Here is a 22,574-nt window from a genome sequence, read left to right on the forward strand (position 1 = left end):
AAAAGGGGTACTCCATTGCTGGAGTGCCCCTTTGTGATTACTGTTCAGTTGATTCTGCTGCAGGTTCTTCTGAAGACTCGTCTGCGTTTTTAATCGCTTCTTTAACAGCGTCAAATTGTTGTTCTGCTTTTGCATCTTTTACGTCAACGTTGTATTTTTCAATCAACTCCGCGTAAATTTTGTTGGCATCGACAGAAGCTGATTTTTCAGCTGCCAATTCTTCACGAATGCGATCTTTCTCGTCTTCGAGTTTCAAATCTTTCTCTTTACGGTCTGTCACTTTGATGACATGGAAACCGAACTGAGATTGAACCGGCTCAGAGATTTTACCAACGACATCTTCTTTGAATGCATACTCTTCGAATTCAGGTACCATCGCACCAGCAGAGAAGAAACCGAGTTCTCCACCTTTTTCACCTGAACCAGTATCCGTTGATTTTTCTTTCGCAAGTTCAGCGAAGTCTGCACCGTCATTCAACTCTTTGATGATGTCTTGTGCCTCTTCTTCAGTTTCAACGAGGATGTGGCTAGCTTCCACTTCCACGTTCTCTTTTGCGAACTGTGCTTCGATTTCTTCATCGGTCACATCGACAAGTTTCGATTTCGCAGCGTCAACGAGCATCTGTCCGCGAAGCGCTTCTTTGAACTCTTCCGTACCGCTCATGCCGGCTTGTTGAATCGCTTGTTCGAATTCTTCTTCTGAGTTGAACTGTTCTTCTGTCTTGCTGAACTCTTCGTCTACTTTTTCTTGGTCGACTTGGTCACCGTATTCTTTTTCAAGAAGTGCATTCATCGTCTCTTGGAATGCGAGTTGTGGCACCATGCGATCATAGCTCATATCCGCGATTTCACCGCGTGTGATTTCGCCGCCTTTATATGTGACGACTGCTGAATTATCTGACTCTCCGCCGCCTGCGTTCGTTGCCGCATACGTACCGCCAGCACCGATGATGAGTGCGATTGCAGATGCACCCACGAGTGCGCCAGTTGAGAATTTTTTATCTTGCTTTTTTGGTTCGTTCGTCATTCCGTTTGACATGTATTCCACCCCTAATAATTCTTTAAAGTTTCTAAGTCCGACTATATCACATTTTCCTAATCATGACAGCTGTTCTCTTGTCTGTACAGTATCATAGCACACAATCCTGTCGTATAATGATGAAATAGAATGTGAAATGATGGGGTGAGGGAAGTGTCACTAGAGGAGAAGGTCGAGCATTTAGCCTATCAGATGAAGATCTTACTCGAGATTGTCGATTGGACAGACCGTCCGTTCGAATATGAAGTGATTCGAGCGAATTTGACGAAACAAGAAGTCGAGTCATTTTATCAATTGCTTGAGGAGATTCGGGCGCAGCAAAACGAGCAATTGCGCTACGGATATACGTCCATAGAACCATTGCTCGTCCATTTTGCAGGTATGTTAGATGTGAGACTTGACGTCAAAACGATTCTGGAGGCATGCGTCCGACAAGGAATCGCATTAGACGTCACAGAACCACTTTATCGGCAGGTCAGGCTTCTTGACTGAGTTCATCCTCATCAGGGCGTCTGCCTGCCTCTTCTGTGATCATTTTTGACGTTTCCGCAAAGATATCCATAAAGTTATCCCCGTACAAGCGACGTACGATCGCCGTCATATCTGTTAAGTCAGGGAACTTTCCATACAGTTCTTGGAGCGGGAGGGAAGCTCGGAATACGCCGTTCCCTTCTGGGTCGAATGCATGAATCGTTTCGAGTAGTAACGACTCGCCTTCAGGTGTCAATTGAACGTACGTGTTTCGTTTGTCCGTCTCTTTTTTAGAAAACGTAAGTAATCCACGATCTTCTAACTTCTTCGAGAAGTTGAAAGCAGTCGAGACGTGCATGACGCCATATTTTGCGATTTCTGAAATCGATGCACCGCCTAAAGCGTGGGCAATCCATAAGATGTGATGTTCATTGATATTTAAGTCGAACGGTTTGATCCAGTTTTGCCAGTCTTTTTCGACGGTTTTCCACAAAGCCTTACTCAATTGAATGATTTTGTGGCTATAGAGCATGGCCTCAGGGCCAGTGAATTCTTTTTCGTGTTCCATCTCGATCCATCCTTTCCGGATAAAAAGTCAAATGTAATCGACGGACGATGACCTCAAACACTCACTGTGTTTGATTGACGGTTTTGTCAGTCATAGCAGACTGTACGTTCGAGAGTTCCTGAAGGTTCCCTTGGATGCGCTCGACTGAAGGCTGAATGTCTTGTTGATAGCGTTCGACTTCGGCTTTCACTTGGTCAGTCAATTCTTTTCCTTGCAGTTTTCCTGCGGCGGCAACCTGCGATGCATGTTTCGCCACATTCCCAAATTGTTCTTTTAGCGTAGTGATTGTAGATGCTCGATGTTGTTGAGCAGCGGCATCATTTGCAGTTCCTCGCGCCAGTTTCTTCACCGTGGCGACTCCTAAAAATGCTAAAACAAAGCCGAAAGCAATCCAATCTCGACGTTGGCGACTCGACAATTCATTCCCCTCCTCAAGCTCGGATAATCAGAATTACATTCTTTTCATATTATTTTACCAAAAAAGAGTGATTAAAAACCTATATCGCAAATAAAATTTTTCAGAACATTCATTTTTGACCGAAAAATCATTTTATTTTAAAATACAGGTAAAGGAAGGTGATCCTCAGTGGAGAAAGCGAAGCGTTGGGTAGATGACATGCTTGACCTGTATCTCGCTGCGAAACGACTGGGAGATGACACTTGGGCCGAATCCATTATGAATACACTAGAGGCGGGATACGAGGCGTCGAAGCAAACGGAACAGGCACGTGAAGAATCGATGCGAGAAAAGCGGATGCTTGAAATAGATGCCCGTCTAACAGAATTACGAAAAGAATTTGAACAAGCGACATCTGTCAAGACGCGTCAACAGTTATATGAAGTGGCAATCAAGCTTCAGGTCGAGCGGGCGCAACTAGAAGAGGAACGAAAACGCCATCGTGACTCAATCAATCAATCATAAAAGAGACCCGTCGATGACGGGTCTCAGACTGTAGACAAAGTATAGGTCTAATGTCTTTTATATGCCCAACCCGGACACGGCTCGCTTTCCTAGGGGCAAGCAGGGAGCCGCATCGCGACTGCGTCACTGCTGGGTCTCCCTTTGCTTGCTATTCCCTCAGGAGTCTCGCCTGCCCGTTCTTGGTCACCTTTTGTCCTTCATCCCATATAATGGTGTGAGAAGAACACATAGGGATGGATCTGATGATTAACAAGTCGACACGATCCATCCTTCACGGTCTGACGAACGGAACGGATGTTGAACGGCGGGCCGAGGCGGATGATCTCGGGATTGATGACGGGCGAGCGATAAGATTCATGTTAGTCAACAAGCAGAGACCCGTCGATGACGGGTCTCTGTCTGTTTATACGTGGGCATGAATATTTGATGCAAGGGTAGTGAGTTCTTCTGACGTGAAAGCATCGTTTTGTGTAATCCACTTCGCACCGAATCCATCTTCGTGTCCAAAGCGCGGAATCAAATGGATATGGAAGTGATACACCGTTTGTCCGGCAACTTCCTCGGCATTCGATAAGACGTTCATGCCGATGGCACCCGTTTCACGTTGAATCGCTTTGGCGATGGTCGGGACGCGTTTGAAGACGTCTGCTGCCACGTCTTCTGGCAATTCATATACGTTTTTCGCATGATGTTTCGGGATGACGAGCGTATGTCCTTTCGTCACTTGAGAGAGGTCGAGGAAAGCGACGACCGCTTCGTCTTCATATACCCGATAAGATGGGATTTCTTGTTTCGCGATTTTACAAAAGATACAGGTCGGATCTGTGTGCATCTTCATTCCTCCATTCTTAAATGTCGTTTCTGTTCCATCATAACACGGAAGTTCGGGCGCAAGAACGATAGGAAGCGAGATGGATTCCCTCTATAATAGAGGATAAGTGAAAGCAAAGGAGGTGAGCACATGCCATATACGAGAAGTAGAAAAAAAGAACGTAGTCCGAAAGTCTTTCTGTTCATATCTAGTTTAACGATTTTAGTTGGAGCCATTGTTTTCTATTTATATGCATACAAGCCGGCGGCAGAACAAGATAAAATTCACGTCGCATTCAAAGAGGCCTTATTAGAAGAAGACCGTACCTTTTTTGAAGAAAAAGTCGAATATCTTGGAGAACCTTTATCGCGAGCGGAGGCTCTACGATTCATGGGGTGGTTGAACGATGAAAAGTCTATCCGAGGAGAGGCCATCGCAGAAGTTGCGAAAGACCGGGCCGACCGAACGTCGGGAATGGAGGCGGACGGATTATTTCGTTTGATCGATACGGGGGAAGGGCGATATGGCTTTTCTGACTATCGGATTGAACTACTCCCACAACAAATTGATGTGACCTCGGATGTCCCATTGACGAATATTTGGATTGATGGGCAACAGGTAGGACGGATTGATGAAGCCGACGATACGATATCATTTGAAAAGATGCCGGGACAATATGATGTCAAAGCGGTAGCGGTGACAAATGGAGAGACGGTCACGGAAACCGAAACGATTCAATTGATATCTTCTAAATCCATTGAATATGCCCTCATGCCTGAGTCGAGCGAAGCCATTGCCGGACAATTTGATTTGAAGCGGGCTGAGTTGATTGAAATTGAAGTGGAGGCGCAAACGGGTCATTCACTCGAAACCGTCGATTCGTTAATTGGACAGTCGAGTCAGCAGGTTCAAGAAACGCTTGGTGAACCGGCTGGAAAGCGTGAAGGAAAATGGGACTATGAGCGATTGACTGTCACGTTTAAAGAAGAGGAAGTAGAATCGATTCAGGTCGACCTCGATAAACGACCGGATGATTTGATTGCCCTCCTCGGTGAACCGAAAACGAAATCGGAACACCCGCTCGGAACAGAGTGGGATTACGGGCAATCGTTCTTCGAATCATTCTTTACGTTCTTTGGTCTTGAAACCGAGAAACAGTTTATCGAAAAGAACGACGCGATGTATTTATTGATCCAATGAAAAAAGAGGGACATTCCGTAATGGAAGCCCCTCCGATACATAATCTTATTTTTTACGCATTGATTTCATAACGAATGATACAATCAAGATCAAGATAATCGCACCGATTAGAGCCGGGATAATCGCGATATCCGCAACGATTGGTCCGAAGTCACCAAAGATAAGTCCACCCAACCATGCACCGATAATCCCCGCGATGATGTTACCAATGATTCCACCTGGTACGTCCTTACCTAAAATTAATCCTGCTAACCAACCGATGATACCCCCGATAATTAAATAAAGAATAAACCCCATCATTCATTTCTCCTTCCTCTTTTTGCCCATTGTTCTTTACAACGATTTTGTGGAACAATGGAAGTATTGATGTTTATTTTAAAATGCCTTACAGTTCAGATTATTCCCATGTGACAACATTTGAAACATATACCACGAAAAAAAGTTGAAAATGAAAGGTGTGGTTTTCATGCTGCACGTCGATCGATTGAACGGCGGATATCTCGGTAAACAAGTTTTGCATGACATTTCGTTTGAAGTAAAAAAAGGGGAGCTCGTCGGGTTGATAGGGCTAAACGGAGCTGGAAAGTCGACGACAATCAAACACATTTTGGGGTTATTGTCACCCCTCTCCGGAAAAATCGAAATTGATGGCGAGACATTAGATTCTTCCGAAAAGAATTATCGTAAGAAAGTAAGTTACATACCGGAGACACCAATTTTATATGAGACGTTAACGTTGCAAGAACATATTGAATTGATGGGGAAGGCGTATGATGTGAATCCGGACGAGTTGGCTACGCGCACGAAACGTTTGGCGAAAGAAATGCGGATGGAAAAGCAACTCGCCTGGTTCCCTTCCGTCTTTTCGAAAGGGATGCGTCAAAAAGCGATGATCTTGTGTGCGCTCGTGACGAAAACGCCGCTCTTGATTGTTGATGAACCATTTGTTGGTCTAGACCCACTAGCCATTCGTCAGTTGCTTCAATTATTTGATGAATATAAACAAGATTGCGCGATTTTAATGTCCACCCATATCCTTGAGACGGCGGAGCGGCACTGCGACCGATTCGTCTTCCTTCATCAAGGAGTCGTCATCGCGAGCGGAACAGCGGCCGAGTTGCGCGACGTGTATCGATTGTCGCCTGATGCGACACTTGATGATATATATGTAGAAGCAATCGCTTCGGAGGAACGGTCGTCATGAATCGATTTACAGCAAGGCTCGGAACTTGGATGGAAGAGGTCGTCAAGTACAGCCGCTACGTTGCGAACGGGGGACTGTTGTTCACGCTCTATTTCACCTTGATTTACGGGGCGTTCGTCTACAATAACTTCTTAGAACGAATCGATGGGACATTCCCAGGAACGTGGATTGCCGCGGGGGTCCTATTGCTCATGCCACTCGGTCATCGCCCGCGAACGTTCATTCAAGAGGCGGATCAAGTATTTTTGCTTCCGGAGTTAGGGGATATTCGTTCTTATATGGTGGGGGTACGTTTATTTAATCTCGTGTTTGCTTCACTGCGTGGATTGCTCGTCCTTCTCGTTTTACTACCGCTCCTCGTACGGACAGAGAGTTATACGAGTATCGAAGTGTTATCCGTCGTCGTCACGATGGTCATGTTGTCAGCTGCAGGCCGTTTGGCAAAAGTGGAAGGCGTACGTGAATGGACAATCCTACCGTTTGCGCTCGTGAGCGGCGCTTGTCTTCTAATGGATTGGACAGCGTGGGCATGGGTGCCCGCGTTCATGCCGTTCATTTTCTTACATGTGAAACGAAACGAGCGCATCCCGCTCTTACACTGGTTGGTGCTTGAGGAGAAGAGTCGGGCTCAGTTTGAACGAGTGATCAGCTGGTTCGTCGATTTGCCGACCTTGAAAGAAGAGGTTCGAGAGCGCCGGGTGTTGACGCGGCTTCTAGAAAATCGGGTCCTACGGCGCGTAGATGCATCGCGTTACGTGTACGGACTTCGCATTCTCCGTTCGAACGACTCACTTGATTTGATTCTTCGCTTGACTGTGGTGGCGCTCATTGTCATGTGGATGTCGGGAGGATGGTACGTCGGATTGGTCACGCCGCTCTTCGTAGGCTTGACCGCGTTGCAGCTCGTTCCGTTATTTAAACGGTTAGAGGCGATTTCTATCGTTTCCTGGCTCCCAATCACACGCGATGAGCGAATCGTAGGGTATTCGTGGTGGGCGATGCGACTGCTCGTCATCCAGGCCGTCGTTCTTATGATTGCATCCATCGCTTTCGGTGCCACATGGGATGCGGCGGTCGGATTGGTCTTGTCTGTCATGGTCACACGCTATTACTTGAATCGATTGAAATAAAAAGAAGGACATCCCGCACAGGATGTCCTTCTCACGTGAGTAGATTATTTTTTAGGTGACATGACCGATACGCTCGAACCGAGAATCTTCGGGAGGCGTCCTGGTTTCTCAGTTGTTTCTTCGACTTCACCGTATGCAGATACACCATGTTCTGCGATGTCGAGGCCGACATCTTCTTGTTCTTCTGTGACACGGAGTCCGATTGTGACATCGAGAAGTTTCAAGAAGGCGTAACTTCCACCGCCGGCGATGACCATCGCGATCAACACACCGAGTGTCTGTACACCGAGCTGTGTCAATCCGCCACCGTAGAAGAGTCCGGCAGAACCGATCCCTGTGATCTCAACGAGTCGAGGAGATGCGAAGAAGCCGAGTGCGAGTGTTCCGATGATTCCAGCGACTCCGTGTACGGAGAAGGCGCAGAGCGGGTCATCCACATACTTCGCCATCAAGATGCTCGTTCCATATGTTGCGACCGATGCGAGTGCCCCAATGACGACGGCTGCCCACGGTTCGACGAACGCACATGCTGCCGTGATAGCGACGAGCGCCCCGAGTACTCCGTTGACGATTGTCGGGATATCTGCCGTCTTCCGATGGAGCATGACGATGGCCAGAGCACCGAGCGCACCAGCTGCTGTGGCGAGCATCGTTGTCAATGCGACGTAACCGAAGAATCCGTCAGCGACCGACATTGTCGAACCGGCGTTAAAGCCGAACCAGCAAAGCCAAAGGACGAGACCACCCACGACTGTTAACACATGGTTATGACCAGCGAGTGATTCCGTTTTACGACGTGGTTTCAAAATGATTGTTGCCATGAGAGCCGCCATCCCACCTTGAAGGTGAACGACCGCCGAACCTGCGAAGTCTTGCATCCCCATTGATCCGAGCATTCCACCAGCCCATACTGAGCGAGCGACGATTGGATAGAGGATGGCAACGAAGAAGATACCGAACAGAACGTAGGCAGAAAGCTTAGCCCGTTCTGCAAATCCACCCCACGCGATGGCGAGAGAAACTGCAACGAATGATAACTGGAATAAGAATTTGATGTCGATTGAGACGTTCGCCCAGTCGAGGCTTGTGAACGATCCGCTTAAGAAGAATCCTTCTGTCCCAAACCAAGTCGTCCCGTCACCGAACGAGAGGCCAAACCCGACCGCCCAAAAAGCGAGTGCCGCCACAGAGAGGCTGATAATTTGTTTGACCGCGACGTGACCGGCGTTCTTCGCCCGAAGCGTCCCTGTCTCGAGTAATCCGAAACCTAATTGCATCGTCAATACGAGCAATGCAGCGATGAGTACATACAGCGTGTCCATATAATAGAGAATGTCTTCCATGTTCATGCCCTCCTTTTTCTTAGGTGCTTTCCAAAAGTTGACTTCAGTGTAAAACGAAAATTGCATGCTGGATTGCATTTTGTCAGATTATCTGACATAGTTTTTTTATTAAGGAGGCGAGGCTGAATGGACTATAAATCGAAGAAAGTAATCGGGATGGGTGTTGTGACTGAGTTGACGGGACTTTCAGAGCGCCAAATTCGGTATTATGAAGAAAAAGGTCTCGTCTTTCCGGAACGTACAAAAGGTGGTTCACGTAAATATTCTTTCCATGACGTGGAACGTTTAGTCGAAGTGGCGACCAAACTAGAAGATGGATGGCGAATTCAAGATATTAAAGAACGAGAACGACGTTTGTCGGCGAAACAGCGGGATGATTTGATTCGGGGTCAGTTGAATTCAGCCTTCCGAACATTTCCGACAAAAAAATGACACAAAGAAAACACAATGAAAATGCTTCACATTAGCATAATTCTAATTAATTTCTGTATAATGTTTTTGAGTTCACAAACACGAGAATAAAGAGTGTAGGAGAAATTTAGAGGGGAATGACGCGACGTATGAACGATACTATTTTAAAAGCGTTTAAAGGAGAGGCGACAGACTATGTACCTGTGTGGTATATGCGCCAAGCCGGACGCTACCAACCGGAATATCGAGAGATTAAAAAGACGAGGTCACTATTCGAGATCACGCATGATCCTGAACTTTGTGCATATGTCACGGAACTTCCGGTGAAACAACTCGGAGTCGACGCGGCCATTCTATATAAGGACATTATGACGCCACTTCCGTCTATGGGAGTCGATGTCGAGATCAAGAGCGGGATTGGACCGGTCATCGACAATCCGTATCGAACGATGGAAGATGTGGAACGTTTGAAACCGTTAAACCCGGAAGATATCTCATACGTCTTTGACACGATTCGTCTACTACGGGAACGATTAGAAGTTCCGCTTATCGGCTTCTCAGGCGCACCGTTCACATTGGCGAGCTATATGATCGAAGGGGGACCGTCGCGGAACTACCATCGTACGAAAGCACTCATGTATGCAGAACCGGATGTATGGAATGCATTGATGGAAAAACTCGGCGACATGGTCATCACGTATGCGAAGGCGCAAGCGGATGCCGGCATTCAAGCGTTCCAATTGTTTGATTCGTGGGTCGGGACGCTCAGCCGCAAAGATTATGCACGTTACATCAAACCGACGACGGAGCGTATCTTTAAAGAACTACGTTCACTCGACATTCCACTCATCATGCATGGTGTCGGAGCGAGCCATCAAATCGAAGAATGGCACGACCTTCCACTTGATGTGGTCGGGCTTGACTGGCGCCTGTCGGTACAGGAAGCACGGGACCGTGGTATTACAAAGGCGGTTCAAGGAAATTTAGACCCGTCGTTCTTGTTAGCTCCATGGCCGGTCATCGAAGAGAAGGTTAAGGAAATTTTAGATGAAGGAATGAAACAGCCAGGATACGTCTTCAACTTGGGACATGGGGTGTTCCCTGAAGTCGACCCGGCCGTACTCGTCAAATTGACGGCATTCATTCACGACTACTCACGCGAAAAAATGGGAGGCAACGAATCATGAAAACAGTCGGACTACTTGTCATGGCGTACGGCACACCGTACAAACCAGAAGATATCGAGCGGTATTACACGCACATTCGCTACGGACGCAAACCGTCACCGGAAGCACTCCAAGATTTGACGGAACGTTACGAAGCGATTGGTGGTGTATCTCCACTCGCAAAAATCACGATCGATCAAGCGGAGACGCTTCGTGACATCTTGAACGAGCGTCATGTAGGTGAAATCGAGTTCAAACTGTATATCGGATTGAAGCATATCGAACCGTTCGTAGAAGACGCGGTCGCGCAAATGGCGAACGACGGCATCAAAGAGGCGGTATCGGTTGTCTTAGCACCTCATTACTCGTCATATAGCGTCAAATCATACAACGGACGTGCTCATGAAGAAGCAGCGAAGTATGGCATCGACATTCGTTCGGTAGAGTCGTGGTATGATGAGCCGAAGTTTATCAAATGGTGGGCGAATGCGATTAACGATACGTATGCGTCATTGCCAGTACCGGCTGAAAAGACATGTCTCATCGTTTCAGCGCATAGTCTTCCTGAGAAAATCTTGGCTGGTGGCGACCCGTATCCGGATCAGTTGAAAGAAACAGCTGATAAAATTGCCATTGAAACAGGCGTCCCGCATTATGAGATTGGTTGGCAGTCAGAAGGAAACACGCCGGACCCATGGATTGGACCGGATGTTCAAGATTTGACGGCTGAACTTTATGAAAAGTACGGCTACGAGGCGTTCGTCTATACGCCGGTCGGCTTTGTTGCAGACCATCTCGAAGTATTGTTCGATAACGACGTCGAGTGTAAAGTTGTCTGTGACCGCCTCGGTGTTCACTACGCACGTCCAGCTATGCCAAATGCAGAGCGAAGCTTCATCGAAGCCATCGCGGATCGAATGGAAAGCGTGATTGTGCATCATGCGTAAATTCACGATTGTCGGTGGTGGGATCACAGGTCTCACCGCCGCTTTTTATGCAGAGCGTTATTTGCCGGAAGACGTGACCATCACGTTGCTTGAGGCGACGGATCGCCTCGGAGGAAAGATTGATACGTATGAAACGGGCGAGTTTGCGGTGGAACGTGGTCCGGACTCGTATGTCTTTCGTAAGACTGCGATGACGGAATTGATTGAAGACGTCGGTTTAGGCGATGAACTCGTTCGCAATGGAGTCGGTCAAGCTTACGTCCTTCATCATGACGGGCTCCACCCGATTCCGAAGCAGACGGTGATGGGGATCCCGCTCGACGTCAATGCGTTTCGTGAGACGACGTTGCTCTCGGAGGAAGAGCATGAGGACTTGAAGCAGATGTTACTGTCCCCTCCAGATGTAAAAGTGCCAGACTCGGACGTCTCACTCGGCCTCTACCTTCGTGAGCGTGTCGGGGACCCAATTGTCGACCGATTGATTGAACCGTTACTCTCTGGTATCTATGCTGGAGACATCGATCAAATGAGTGCGATGTCGACATTCCCGCAGTTCATCGAGGGAGAAAAGAAATACGGCAACTTGTATGAAGGGATGCGACACTTACGACCGGAACAACGAGTCGCAGAAGTCGGGGCAAAGAAGGTCGGTCAGTTCGCTTCGTTGAAACGTGGACTCAAATCACTGACAGACCGCTTGGCAGAACGGTTGGAACGTACTGAAATCGTATTAAACTGTTCCGTCGAACAAGTATCCGAACGTGAGGACGGGTACCGTCTATTCACGAATCGCGGAGATATCGACACGGACCATCTCGTGTTGACGGTCCCACCGCGCCTCATTCGTCAGTTCCTCCCGAAAGTCGACAGTGACTTTTTGGCGGACATGAAGCCACATGCGACGGCCACATGCTCGCTTGTATTCAAAGAAGAAGATATTGAGCTTCCGTTCGTCGGGACAGGGTTCGTGACGAGTCAAGAAGCGGATGTGACAATCACGGCATGTACGTTCATCGACCAGAAATGGCCGCATGCGGTGCCGGAAGGATATCACGTCCTTCGTGTCTTTTTAGGTCGTCCGGGGGCAGATGATATCGTCGAAGCATCCGATGAAGAAATCATCGAGACGGCATTACACGATCTCCGTGGCCTGATGCGCATTCATCGTGAACCGGTTCAAACCGTCGTCAGTCGACTCCGTGATGGACTGCCTCCTTATGCGGTCTTTCATGCGGACCGTGTCAAAGCACTCCGAGCCGAGATGAGCCGGGTATATCCAGGCGTCATTCTCGCCGGAATCGCCTATGACGGAATTGGGATGCCGGACTGTGTGAAGAGTATTCGGGAACAAGTGAAGGCATTGCGTGAAAAAAATTGAGATTTGATGAAGGGAGGGTTCGGATTGTTCCGCAACCCTCTCTTTTTGTTATAGTTAGAAGCGAAAGAGAAAAAGGAGTGATGGAAGATGGCAACGTATAAACTTTTTGTATCAGACATGGACGGTACGATTTTGCACAACCACACCAAAATCGCGGATGAGACAGCGGAGATCGTTCGTGAAGCAGAGGCGGCAGGAATTCGCTTTGCGATTGCGACGGGGCGCAACTATGTGAATGCGAAACAGATTTTAGACGAGGTCGGACTCTCTTGCCCAATCGTATCGTCGAATGGGGGACGCGTGCTCGACACGTCGGGAGAAGTCCTTCACGAAATCGATTTGACGATTGATGAGGCGCTTCAAGTCATCAACGTCCTTCATCAAGATGACAAGTATGCGGACGTCTTTTACGAAATGTACACAGAAGCGGGACTCGTAGCGAGCCGTGGCGACTTGATTGAAGCATCGATGAAAAACTTGAAAGCGAATGGTGACGACCGCTCGCTCGAGATGTACGAATTCTTTAAGAATCGCTATTACGTCAATGAAGACGTCAAAATTGTTGATGACATCGAGGGCTTCATTCGTGAAGAAGCAGGACGTGTCTATAAGTTCATCGCGTTCTCAAGTCATCTCGAGAAGATGAACGGGCTTTGGAAAGAAATCGAAGACCAAGTCGAAGGAGTGTATGTCACGTCTTCAGGCAATGACAACATCGAAGTGATGGCACACGGTGCAGATAAAGGGAACGGTGTGACAAAACTTGCTGAACACTATGGCATCGATTTATCTGAAGTCGTCGTCATCGGGGATAACTTGAATGACGTGCCGATGTTCAAAGTGGCCGGAAAAGGAATTGCGATGGGCAATAGCCACGAAGACTTGATTGCCATCAGTGACCATGTCACCGAGCGTCATGATGAGTATGGTGTGGCGAACGCATTGAAGCGCGTGATGACAGGTGAGTGGAAGTAAAAGATTTGTCGAGAACTCGTCTCGTTTCGTATAATACGAGTAACGAACATCCGACTAGGAGGAAATAAACTGTGAAATTTATTTTTAATCCGGATATCCGCGACCCAAAGATTAACTTGGCGGTCGAAGAGTATATCCTTAAACATCTGAACGTCGATCATGAAGATTACTTCCTGTTCTATATTAACGGTCCATCCATCATCATCGGGAAGAACCAAAACACATCAGAAGAAGTCAACTTGAAGTACATCGAAGAGAATGGCATCGATGTCGTTCGACGTCTCTCTGGTGGCGGCGCCGTCTATCACGATGAAGGAAACTTGAACTTCAGCTTCATCACAAAAGACGATGGCAACTCGTTCAACAACTATAAGAAGTTCACACAACCGATCGTGGATGCGCTTCGTAACCTCGGTGTCGAGGCAGAGCTGACGGGTCGTAACGACATTCAGGTCGGTGAGCGTAAAATCAGCGGGAACGCCCAATTCACGACGCGTGGACGCATGTTCAGCCACGGGACGCTCATGTTCAACTCGAACATCGAAGAGGTCGTGAACTCGCTTAACGTCTCGGAAGAGAAAATGCGTTCAAAAGGAATCAAGTCCGTTCGTAGCCGTGTGGCGAACATCACTGAATTTTTAGAGCGTGAGATGGAGATGGAACATTTCGTCGAGGCGCTCCTCCATTCGATTTATGATGGAGAACAACCGGAACGCTATGTGCTTCGTGACGAGGATTGGGAAATCGTCCATGATATCTCGAAAGAACGCTATGCGAACTGGGACTGGAACTTTGGTAAGTCGCCGAAGTTCGATGTTGAGTCGAAACGTCGTTTCCCAATCGGAACAATCGATGTCCGCTTGAACGTCAACAAAGGGACGATTACAGAAGCGAAAATTTACGGAGATTTCTTTGGTGTCGGTGACATCCAAGACGTCGAGCAAGCGCTCGTTGGGACGCGTTTCGAACGTGCGGCCATCCGTGAGCAATTGATGCAACTCGATTTGAAACATTACTTCGGAAATGTCGAGCTCGAGGAATTAGTCGATTTGATTAGTTAAGTTAGTCATGGCGGTCTCTACGGAGGTCGCCTTTTTTGGCAGTTTCGTGAACGTTGATCATACGGATTGCGCCTCGATGGGAGAAGGCGTATCATAATTTGTGCAAGCGCTTTCGTAGCGGCTGATTAAAAATAGGAGGAATCACTATGTATCGAAGGCTCAGTGAATGGATGGACCCGAGTCGGATGTGGGTGACGGAACAATCAACGTTTGAACGTGCGATGATGGCGGTAGGTCTTGAATTGGAACGAAAAGGCGTGGTCAGTTCTTCATTTACGCGAGTTGTTCTCGATCAAGAATCGATTATTCCTTCCGGGGTAAGTGATGTCGCTGTGCCAGTTGCGGTCATTGATGTTCCCATCTCTATAGCGAAACGAGACGGTATTTCCCTGCTTCACCTGTTGAATCCGTGTGAAGTAAAAACCATCACGGGAGAAACGATTCAAGCGAAAGCGATTTTATTCATTACGGCTACGAATGAATCGAAAAAACAGGGCTATCATAAACTGATTGATGATTTGCTCATGGATGATGAATCCCTTCAAGCGCTCGTCCACGTGAAAAGTCGCGCCGGATTGTTCCACTTGCAGACGAACTTTTTGGAAGCGTTTTCTTATTGAAACATTTCATGTACAATAGAAGTAATTGAAAAGAGCGCGGACGACGTGCTCTTTTTTATGGCTCAAAAGTGAATCATCATTCATTTAAAGGGGGATTACCATGGCAAACTTAGTCAAGTCACTACAAGAAGTAGTGATTGCTCACCCGCAGAAAGCAGCGTATGTGTTTGGGGAAGACACGGTGAGTTACGGACAGTTTTATGGGCAAGTCAAGGCGATGGCGTCGACGCTTGAGCAAAAAGGGATTGGACAAGGCGATCACGTCGCCATCGTTCTCGGAAACAGCCCTGCGTTCCTGATTGCATATTTCGCAGTGTTGTCACGTGGAGGGGTCGTCATTCCGATCAACCCTACATACACGCCTGATGAAATGGCCTACATTCTACTTGATGGGGATGTAAAGGGAATCGTTGGCTTATCACCGCTCGTCGCGCAGGCGGAAGCGGCACTCACGAAGTTGCCTCACTTAAAACTTGTGATTTCCGTTCCATATGCCGATGTTCCAGCATTGAAGCGGGAAGGGGCGATTGAATTCATCCCATTCGCAGAAGCGTTTGCCGAAGCGGAAGGAACGTTCATCGAAGTCGACGAGGATGAAGTTGCCGTCATCCTCTATACGAGTGGGACGACCGGAAAACCGAAAGGGGCTCTGCTCACGCATCGAAACTTGTTCTCAAACGCACATTCGATCGGAGAGTATTTAGACATCACTCCAGAGGATAAGGCATTGGCGGCATTGCCGATGTTCCACGTCTTCTGTTTGACGGTCATCGTCAATGCACCACTCCTTCGAGGGGCGACGATTGTCATCTTACCGAAGTTCTCACCACAAGATGTGTTCGATCTAGTACCAAAGCACCGTGTGACGTTATTTGCCGGTGTGCCGACGATGTACAATTTCTTGTTACAGACGGCAATGAAAGTACCGGCCTACACGTCTGCATTGAAGCATGTTCGCGTTTTCGTATCAGGCGGAGCAAGCTTACCGGTTCAATTGCTCGAGTCGTTTGAGCAGATGTTCGAGTGCAAGATTCTTGAAGGATACGGTCTGTCGGAGGCGTCACCGGTCACCTGCTTCAACCCGCTCCATGGCGAGCGTAAAGCCGGGTCAATCGGCCCTTCCATCGTTCATGTCGAAAATAAAGTCGTCGACGAGCTTGGGGAAGAAGTCGGCGTCGGTGAAGTCGGAGAGTTGATTGTACGAGGACCGAACGTCATGAAAGGGTATTACAAATTACCGGAAGAAACGATGATGACACTTCGGGACGGATGGCTCTATACGGGCGATTTGGCGCGACGTGACGAGGATGGTTACTTCTATATCGTCGACCGGAAGAAGGATATGGTCATCGTCGGGGGATATAACGTATACCCTCGTGAGGTAGAGGAAGTATTGTATCAACATCCGGATATCGTCGAAGCTGCCGTCATCGGTGTACCGGATGCGGAGCAAGGAGAAGCGGTGAAGGCATTCGTCGTCACGAAACATGACGGTGTCACGAAAGAAGAGATCCGTGCATATACACAAACAAAGTTAGCGAAATATAAGCAGCCGACTTATATTGAAATCATCGAAGAACTTCCGCGAAACACGACCGGAAAGATTTTACGAACCGTCTTGAAGAGCGAGGCATTCCAAAATAGTTGAGTAGAGAGGGGCGACTTAGTTCGCCCTTTTATTATTCTTTTTATTTGACACTGTTACGGGGTAGGGGTATATTAATGGTGAGGTGATCAACATGGATGAATTTATGCATGACCAACCACTCGTTCCGCGGGATGATGCCGAACGGGAGGCACTCGGGAAACGTCTAAAACGAATCGAAGGACAAGTCCGAGGGATTCAAAAAATGGTCGAGAACGACCGCTATTGTGTCGATATTTTGACACAGACGTCAGCCATTCAGGCCGCTCTGAAGCAAGTCGAGATGCAACTGTTAGAACGTCATATGCGCAAGTGTTTGGTTCACGCAAGCGAGACGGAAAACATGGAACCTTACATTGATGAATTGATGACAATCGTCAGCCGCATCAAAAAATAAGGAGGAATGTCATGAAAACCGTTGAGTTATCCATACAAGGTATGACCTGTGCGGCTTGTTCGGCACGGATTGAGAAAGTATTGAACAAGATGGACGGAGTGGAGGCGACGGTCAATCTTCCGCTTGAGACAGCAACCATTCGTGTCGATGAGGGTATTACAGAAGAAGAGCTGATTGCTCGGATTGAGAAAATCGGATACGGAGCCGAGCCGAAAGTAGAGATGGCACCGCCGCATGACTTGCGCCCATTGCAGCGGAAGGTCATCATCTCTGCACTGTTGTCGGCCCCATTACTCCTCATCATGTTGACGCATATCCCTGGACTCGGATTTCATGCACCATGGCTGATGAACCCATGGTGGCAATTCGCCCTGGCGACCCCCGTTCAGTTTTGGATTGGAGCGCAGTTTTATCAAGGGGCATATAAGAGCTTGAAGAGCGGTTCGGCAAACATGGACGTGCTCGTCGCGACGGGGACGTCTGCCGCATACTTTTACTCCATCTTTGAAATGATCGTACACCCGATGAATCCACATCTTTACTTTGAGACGAGTGCCGTCCTCATCACGCTCGTCTTACTCGGGAAGTGGTTAGAAGGACGAGCGAAAGAGAAGACGACCGATGCGTTGAAATCACTCTTGTCGCTTCAGGCGAAAGAAGCCATCCTGTTCGTTGATGGTGAAGAACGGTCTGTCGCTGTCGAACTCGTCAAAGTAGGTGACGTCCTCGTCGTGCGTCCGGGAGAGAAAATTCCGGTCGATGGACGAATCATCGAGGGAGAGACAGTCATCGATGAGTCGATGTTGACAGGAGAATCGATTCCAGCGGAGAAGACGGTCGACGCCGAAGTCGTCGGCGGAACAATCAATCAGTCCCATCGCATTCTCATGCGGGCGGAACGAGTCGGGAAAGAGACGATGCTCGCTCAAATCGTACGTATCGTCGAACAGGCACAAACGGATAAGGCGCCGATTCAACGTCAGGCTGACCGCATCTCGGGTGTCTTTGTGCCGATTGTCGTAGCCATCAGTGCCCTCACGTTCGTGATCTGGGCATTCCTATTAAATGATATCGATACGGCCATTCGGGCATCGATTGCCGTACTTGTCATCGCCTGTCCGTGTGCCCTCGGTTTGGCAACGCCGACATCAATTATGGTCGGAACGGGACGAGCGGCAGAGCAAGGTGTATTGTTCAAAGGTGGGGGGCAACTCGAATCACTCAATGAATCAAACATCGTTGTTTTTGATAAGACAGGGACATTGACGAACGGGACACCGGAAGTGGTGGAAACGTTCGGAGATGAAGCGATGCTCCGCCGTGCCGTCATGGCAGAACGGCAATCGACGCATCCTTTGGCAGCTGCCATCGGTCGGGAAGTCGGCGACGGTGTCGTGACGAAAGTGGAAGAGTTGGCCGGACGAGGAGTCAAAGCGGTCGTTGATGGGAACAAACTCATCATCGGGTCTGTTCGAATGATGGAAGAGCTCGGATACAACGTGCCAGATTGGTCGATGGGGGCGATGACCCCGGTCTACGTTGCGGATGAGAGCGGGATTGTCGCGGCGTTCGGGCTACAAGATCAATTGAAATCGAAAAGTCGTGAAGTCGTGCAAGCCCTTAGCCAAACGCGTGACGTGTACGTCTTGACGGGTGATCGGAAAGAAGTCGCCTACGCGATTGCCGACGAACTTGGCATCCCTCATCATCAAGTCATTGCCGAAGTCCTTCCTGTCGAGAAGGCGGAGCAGATTGAGCGATTGAAACAATCCGGTCGCGTCGCCATGGTAGGGGACGGCATGAACGATGCCCCGGCGCTTGCGGTGGCGGACGTCGGGATTGCATTCGGAAGTGGTACAGATGTCGCGCTCGAGGCGGCAGATGTTACAATTGTAGGGCAAGACATTGAAGGCGTGAGTCGAGCCATGAATATGAGCCGGTTGACGATGAAGAACATTCGTCAAAACTTGTTCTGGGCACTCGCCTATAATAGTCTTGGCATCCCGGTCGCTGCAGCGGGGTTACTTGCCCCATGGATTGCCGGTGCGGCGATGGCGTTCAGTTCGGTGTCTGTCGTCTTGAACGCATTACGATTAAAAACACAAGGAGGATCATCATCATGAAAGAAACAACGTTAACCGTAGAAGGTATGACATGTAATCATTGCAAAGCTGCCGTTGAAGGAGCATTAAATGAATTGAATGGCGTCGAATCAGCGACGGTATCGCTTCAAGAGCATCGAGTCGACGTGATTCATCAAGATTCTGTCTCACTTGAGGCGATGGTGGAAGCAGTCGAAGAACAAGGATACGACGTAAAAGCATAATCATGGTAAGTCCCGAGTGAAATCGGGACTTTTTTTGTGGTATTCAACGAAAAGGATGTGTGCTATATTTAAGTTGATAATGAGAATCGGTATCAACAGGAGGCGGACATCATGGAATTGATCATGATCAGTGGAGTGTTGGCGTTGATTAGTGGGGGCGCGGCATTTTTGACGCAACAGTTACGAACAAATTCAGTACGCTGAAGAAGGTGCAATTTCGTTGCCTTCTTTTTTCTTTGACTTCATTTCTTTCCCATCATTTCACGACAATTGTTTGATATGATGAGAAAAAACGTGTTGAGGTGACTTGAATGTATACAATTTACTTAGTCGACGATGAAGCAAACCTAAATAAAATGCTCGTCACGTATCTAGAACAGGAAGGCTACAACGTTCGCTCATTTGCGGACGGGACATCTGCACAAGAAGCGATTCCAGATCAACCGGATTTATGGGTGCTCGATATCATGTTGCCAGACTTGGATGGCTTTCAATTGTTGAAACAAATCAAAGCCGTCAATGCGAATACGCCGACGATTTTCATCTCGGCGCGCGATGAGGATATCGACAAAATCATCGGACTCGAGATGGGTTCGGATGACTACATCGCCAAACCGTTCCTTCCAAGGGAACTTGTCATCCGTGTCAAAAAATTGATTGATCGTGTCTACGGTTCGAAGTCGAACGAGCATATCGAATACGGAGAGTACACCATTTATCCGGATAAACGTCTGATCAAGCACGGAGACGAAGAGATCGATTTGACTTCGAAAGAATTCGATTTACTGCTACTCTTCCTCGAACATCCGGGCTCCGCATTGTCGCGTGAGCAAATTTTAGAAGGTGTTTGGGGGAATGATTATTTCGGATCGGACCGCGTCGTCGATGATTTGGTGCGTCGTGTCCGAAAGAAATTGCATCGCCTTGAGCTCGAAACGCTTTACGGTATCGGCTACCGTCTCGTCAGACCATGATGGACGCGCTTAAACCGAAACGTCTCATGTGGAAGATTTGGGTGCTCATCTTACTCATCATCGTGACGCTTGCGCTCATGATCTTGATTACGGTCCGTTCATCCATCACCCAGTTCATCGATGAACAAGTGTATGAGACGTTACGAGATGTGGACTATTATTTAGGGAACACGAATGAGTTAGAGAACTATCCCCAAAACCCGATTGAGTATGACCGACGCCAACAGGAGTCCCGTTCGGTCAACCAATTGATCTTTCTCCCGAACGGACGGATCATCTACGGATCGGCCCCGCTTGAATTGACGAACCGCATGTATCAGGAAGCGTTAAATCAAAGTGGTCAGGTCGAGCGGTATCAGACGACGATTGATGGGGAAGACGTCTATTACATCATTCGTCAAAATGAGTACGATGGAACGATTGTGTATCAGGCCTCCTACGCTTGGGATGCCTATCGTCGTGAGTTGGTGTCGACATTATATTTGCGAATATCGATTCTGATAGGTATCATCAGTCTCTTATCGCTTATCCCCGCCTTGTTGATGTCGCGGCAATTGACGAAACCGATCGTGGAGATGGAACGGGCCGTTGAGAAGATTTCGAACCGACAATGGGAGACGGCTTTACCACTAGATCGTCAAGATGAACTCGGCCAATTGGCTCACTCGATTGATGCCATGCGAAAAGAGTTGAAAGAGCAAGACCTGGCACAACAGGCGTTGCTTCAAAACATATCGCATGACTTAAAGACACCGATCATGGTCATTCGAGGATATGCCCAATCGATTGGCGACGGTATTTATCCGACAGGAGACTTGAAAGGTTCTGCCGAGGTCATTGATGAGGAAGCGTCTCGACTCGAAAAGAAAGTCGTCGATTTGTTGTACGTCACAAAACTTGAATATTTCAAGGGACAGGAAATGAAACTTGAACCAATTAATCTCGACAAGTTGATGGAACTGCTCGTCGCGCGCTTCAAACTTAGAGGCCAGCTCGATTGGGAAATCAATGGCGAAGGCGGCGAGATGCTTGGAGACGGGGAACAAATCCGGGTCGCATTTGAGAACGTGCTCGACAATGCACTCCGTTACGCGGAATCTTGCATTCGCATCGACCTCCACCAAGATGACGCTGGCGTTGAAATCACCATCTTTAACGACGGACCGCCAGTTGATGAGAGTTTAGACTTGTTCCACCAATTCTCTCGAGGGAAGCAAGGGAAGTTCGGACTCGGTCTGTTCATCGTGCAGCGAATTGTGACACTTCACACAGGGGAAGTGTCTCTACGAAATACGGGAGACGGAACAGCAGTGCGATTTTACTTTCCCCGACTCAAGTCGAACCAACCTTTAAATTCGAATGCTTGATTTTCAAAACCAGCCAGGAAACGGCTGGTTTTTTCATGGGAAATAGACAAAAGCCGATTTGCGGGGCGCATCGAATCCTGGTATGAATGACATGTAAGTCATTACATACGTTATGGGGGATGAAAAGATGAGCAGATTGACCAATGAAACGAGAGCTTTAATTCCTGTATTTAACGAGTTTGGCGAAGCGGAAACACTTGTGTATCAACCAGAAGGCGTCATGCGAGTAAAAGGGTCGCCAATCGACTTATTAGAACACGCGTGTCTATACTACGGGTCGAGCATTCAAGGTCGAATCGAGGCAGCGCGACACGTCCTCGGACCACATCGAAAGACACCGGTCGTCATGGATTGGCATGCGGATGCCGTCTTCTTTCCGACGATTGCCAAAGAAAGTCCAGATTGTGCGTGGATCAACTTTCAACACGTGACGGCCATCAAGAAAGACGGAAAAGAGACTCTCATTCAGTTTTTGACGGGGGAATCGGTCAAGGTTCACGTGTCCGACCATACCGTGTCGAGACAAAAACAACGGTCAATCGAATTATCGTACGCTTTTCAAAAACGTTTCCATGACAGCACATTGCAACACGCTTAAGGATTGAATTCAATGACAAAC

The 22,574-nt window shown here is 48.2% G+C and carries 26 protein-coding genes; 20 read left to right on the forward strand and 6 right to left on the reverse strand.

Annotated features, from left to right (window positions below):
• Positions 1-37: 37 nt before the first annotated feature.
• Positions 38-1,039 (reverse strand): peptidylprolyl isomerase, encoded by a 1,002-nt coding sequence (locus tag EAT1B_RS12580; RefSeq protein ID WP_015880931.1) that lies wholly within the window; start codon positions 1,037-1,039, stop codon positions 38-40.
• Between the two features lie 153 nt (positions 1,040-1,192).
• On the opposite strand from EAT1B_RS12580, the gene EAT1B_RS12585 reads away from it, so the two are divergent.
• Entirely contained in the window at positions 1,193-1,531 is a 339-nt protein-coding gene (locus EAT1B_RS12585) for a DUF1878 family protein (protein ID WP_237708238.1), read from the forward strand.
• Here EAT1B_RS12585 and EAT1B_RS12590 read toward each other — a convergent pair.
• Positions 1,515-2,078, reverse strand: a complete 564-nt coding sequence (locus EAT1B_RS12590) for an HTH-type transcriptional regulator Hpr (RefSeq protein WP_015880933.1) — start codon at positions 2,076-2,078, stop codon at positions 1,515-1,517. The two genes, EAT1B_RS12585 and EAT1B_RS12590, sit on opposite strands and share 17 nt — an antisense overlap.
• A 61-nt stretch (positions 2,079-2,139) precedes the next feature.
• The gene (locus EAT1B_RS12595) at positions 2,140-2,496 is read right to left on the reverse strand and encodes a hypothetical protein (protein ID WP_015880934.1); all 357 of its coding nucleotides are present in this window, start codon (positions 2,494-2,496) and stop codon (positions 2,140-2,142) included.
• A gap of 168 nt (positions 2,497-2,664) precedes the next feature.
• On the opposite strand from EAT1B_RS12595, the gene EAT1B_RS12600 reads away from it, so the two are divergent.
• Complete coding sequence (locus EAT1B_RS12600; protein WP_015880935.1) at positions 2,665-3,000, forward strand: hypothetical protein; 336 nt, start codon at positions 2,665-2,667, stop codon at positions 2,998-3,000.
• A 242-nt stretch (positions 3,001-3,242) separates the two neighbouring features.
• Positions 3,243-3,419: a hypothetical protein gene (locus tag EAT1B_RS12605; RefSeq protein ID WP_158303585.1), complete on the forward strand. Its 177-nt coding sequence runs from the start codon at positions 3,243-3,245 to the stop codon at positions 3,417-3,419.
• Here EAT1B_RS12605 and EAT1B_RS12610 read toward each other — a convergent pair.
• Positions 3,404-3,832: an HIT family protein gene (locus tag EAT1B_RS12610; RefSeq protein ID WP_015880936.1), complete on the reverse strand. Its 429-nt coding sequence runs from the start codon at positions 3,830-3,832 to the stop codon at positions 3,404-3,406. The genes EAT1B_RS12605 and EAT1B_RS12610 overlap by 16 nt on opposite strands.
• Positions 3,833-3,961: 129 nt before the next feature.
• Here EAT1B_RS12610 and EAT1B_RS12615 point away from each other — a divergent pair, with 129 nt between their 5' ends.
• Complete coding sequence (locus EAT1B_RS12615) at positions 3,962-5,011, forward strand: hypothetical protein (RefSeq protein ID WP_015880937.1); 1,050 nt, start codon at positions 3,962-3,964, stop codon at positions 5,009-5,011.
• Positions 5,012-5,056: 45 nt separating this feature from the next.
• Here EAT1B_RS12615 and EAT1B_RS12620 read toward each other — a convergent pair whose 3' ends face one another.
• The gene (locus EAT1B_RS12620) at positions 5,057-5,308 is read right to left on the reverse strand and encodes a GlsB/YeaQ/YmgE family stress response membrane protein (protein ID WP_031421191.1); all 252 of its coding nucleotides are present in this window, start codon (positions 5,306-5,308) and stop codon (positions 5,057-5,059) included.
• A gap of 169 nt (positions 5,309-5,477) precedes the next feature.
• Here EAT1B_RS12620 and EAT1B_RS12625 point away from each other — a divergent pair, with 169 nt between their 5' ends.
• Together EAT1B_RS12625 and EAT1B_RS12630 are read left to right on the forward strand one after the other, a co-directional pair.
• Complete coding sequence (locus tag EAT1B_RS12625; protein WP_015880939.1) at positions 5,478-6,215, forward strand: ABC transporter ATP-binding protein; 738 nt, start codon at positions 5,478-5,480, stop codon at positions 6,213-6,215.
• Positions 6,212-7,345 carry an ABC transporter permease gene (locus tag EAT1B_RS12630; protein ID WP_015880940.1) on the forward strand — a complete coding sequence of 378 codons (1,134 nt, stop codon included), beginning with the start codon at positions 6,212-6,214 and terminating at the stop codon, positions 7,343-7,345. Before EAT1B_RS12625 ends, EAT1B_RS12630 begins: the two co-directional genes overlap by 4 nt.
• A 44-nt stretch (positions 7,346-7,389) precedes the next feature.
• Here EAT1B_RS12630 and EAT1B_RS12635 read toward each other — a convergent pair whose 3' ends face one another.
• On the reverse strand, positions 7,390-8,694 hold the full coding sequence (locus EAT1B_RS12635; protein ID WP_047795604.1) for an ammonium transporter: 1,305 nt from the start codon (positions 8,692-8,694) through the stop codon (positions 7,390-7,392).
• Positions 8,695-8,814: 120 nt separating this feature from the next.
• On the opposite strand from EAT1B_RS12635, the gene EAT1B_RS12640 reads away from it, so the two are divergent.
• From EAT1B_RS12640 to EAT1B_RS12705, 14 genes are all read left to right on the forward strand, one after another.
• Positions 8,815-9,120: a MerR family transcriptional regulator gene (locus EAT1B_RS12640; protein WP_015880942.1), complete on the forward strand. Its 306-nt coding sequence runs from the start codon at positions 8,815-8,817 to the stop codon at positions 9,118-9,120.
• Between the two features lie 116 nt (positions 9,121-9,236).
• Positions 9,237-10,286, forward strand: a complete 1,050-nt coding sequence (hemE, locus tag EAT1B_RS12645; protein ID WP_015880943.1) for a uroporphyrinogen decarboxylase — start codon at positions 9,237-9,239, stop codon at positions 10,284-10,286.
• Complete coding sequence (hemH, locus tag EAT1B_RS12650; RefSeq protein WP_015880944.1) at positions 10,283-11,212, forward strand: ferrochelatase; 930 nt, start codon at positions 10,283-10,285, stop codon at positions 11,210-11,212. The genes hemE and hemH overlap by 4 nt, the downstream gene beginning before the upstream one ends.
• A complete protein-coding gene (hemG, locus tag EAT1B_RS12655; protein WP_041917990.1) occupies positions 11,205-12,590 on the forward strand; it encodes a protoporphyrinogen oxidase in 1,386 nt (461 codons plus the stop codon). Before hemH ends, hemG begins: the two co-directional genes overlap by 8 nt.
• 87 nt (positions 12,591-12,677) lie before the next feature.
• Positions 12,678-13,565, forward strand: a complete 888-nt coding sequence (locus EAT1B_RS12660) for a Cof-type HAD-IIB family hydrolase (RefSeq protein ID WP_015880946.1) — start codon at positions 12,678-12,680, stop codon at positions 13,563-13,565.
• A 71-nt stretch (positions 13,566-13,636) separates the two neighbouring features.
• Entirely contained in the window at positions 13,637-14,626 is a 990-nt protein-coding gene (locus tag EAT1B_RS12665; protein WP_015880947.1) for a lipoate--protein ligase, read from the forward strand.
• A 146-nt stretch (positions 14,627-14,772) separates the two neighbouring features.
• Complete coding sequence (locus tag EAT1B_RS12670) at positions 14,773-15,246, forward strand: PTS sugar transporter subunit IIA (RefSeq protein WP_015880948.1); 474 nt, start codon at positions 14,773-14,775, stop codon at positions 15,244-15,246.
• A 100-nt stretch (positions 15,247-15,346) separates the two neighbouring features.
• Positions 15,347-16,894, forward strand: a complete 1,548-nt coding sequence (locus EAT1B_RS12675; protein ID WP_015880949.1) for a long-chain-fatty-acid--CoA ligase — start codon at positions 15,347-15,349, stop codon at positions 16,892-16,894.
• Between the two features lie 91 nt (positions 16,895-16,985).
• Positions 16,986-17,288, forward strand: a complete 303-nt coding sequence (locus EAT1B_RS12680; RefSeq protein WP_015880950.1) for a metal-sensitive transcriptional regulator — start codon at positions 16,986-16,988, stop codon at positions 17,286-17,288.
• Between the two features lie 11 nt (positions 17,289-17,299).
• On the forward strand, positions 17,300-19,411 hold the full coding sequence (locus EAT1B_RS12685) for a cation-translocating P-type ATPase (RefSeq protein WP_015880951.1): 2,112 nt from the start codon (positions 17,300-17,302) through the stop codon (positions 19,409-19,411).
• Entirely contained in the window at positions 19,408-19,614 is a 207-nt protein-coding gene (gene copZ, locus EAT1B_RS12690; RefSeq protein ID WP_015880952.1) for a copper chaperone CopZ, read from the forward strand. The genes EAT1B_RS12685 and copZ overlap by 4 nt, the downstream gene beginning before the upstream one ends.
• A gap of 311 nt (positions 19,615-19,925) precedes the next feature.
• On the forward strand, positions 19,926-20,588 hold the full coding sequence (locus EAT1B_RS12695) for a response regulator transcription factor (RefSeq protein ID WP_015880954.1): 663 nt from the start codon (positions 19,926-19,928) through the stop codon (positions 20,586-20,588).
• Positions 20,589-20,614: 26 nt separating this feature from the next.
• Positions 20,615-21,955 carry a HAMP domain-containing sensor histidine kinase gene (locus EAT1B_RS12700; RefSeq protein WP_237708239.1) on the forward strand — a complete coding sequence of 447 codons (1,341 nt, stop codon included), beginning with the start codon at positions 20,615-20,617 and terminating at the stop codon, positions 21,953-21,955.
• A gap of 127 nt (positions 21,956-22,082) precedes the next feature.
• Complete coding sequence (locus EAT1B_RS12705) at positions 22,083-22,553, forward strand: competence protein ComK (protein ID WP_015880956.1); 471 nt, start codon at positions 22,083-22,085, stop codon at positions 22,551-22,553.
• The last annotated feature ends 21 nt before the right edge of the window (positions 22,554-22,574 follow it).

Source organism: Exiguobacterium sp. AT1b (assembly GCF_000023045.1).
Taxonomy (GTDB): domain Bacteria; phylum Bacillota; class Bacilli; order Exiguobacteriales; family Exiguobacteriaceae; genus Exiguobacterium.